The sequence below is a fragment of the Pseudorhodobacter sp. E13 genome, assembly GCF_003991405.1.
Taxonomy (GTDB): Bacteria; Pseudomonadota; Alphaproteobacteria; order Rhodobacterales; family Rhodobacteraceae; genus Pseudorhodobacter.
Window position 1 is genome coordinate 1 of record NZ_RPEN01000078.1, and the last position, 374, is coordinate 374.

At 58.6% G+C, this 374-nt stretch carries 1 pseudogene; it reads right to left on the minus strand.

The window, feature by feature from the left end:
* Positions 1-271 (minus strand): annotated as a pseudogene (locus tag EGN72_RS00180) (hypothetical protein); the annotation flags it as partial.
* Between the last annotated feature and the right edge of the window lie 103 nt (positions 272-374).

Here is a 374-nt window from a genome sequence, read left to right on the forward strand (position 1 = left end):
CACGGGTGATTTCCAGCCGTGGGCTGAGTGTTTGCGGCGTGGGTTGTAGAAGCCGTTGATGTATTCCGTTGCCCGGCAATGGTTTGCTTGCAAACCATGAGAGGGGAAGAGGGCGACCTCGACTTCGCGGCGGGTTTGCCAGTTGTGCCGCCATACCAGTTCGGCTTTCAGCGACTTGAAGAAGCTTTCGACCGTTGCCCGGCAGGCGATGTGCAAAGCAAATCTGCCGATAGGGGGCGGAATTGTCGTTACAGTTGCCTTTCCCGCTCATCCGCTGCCCCCTTCTCGGGCATTTTCAATGCCCTGCCAGGCAACGGGCAGCGGATGTTTACATCCGCGAGAGGGGACACCTTGAACCCGTTCTTGCGCAGCAG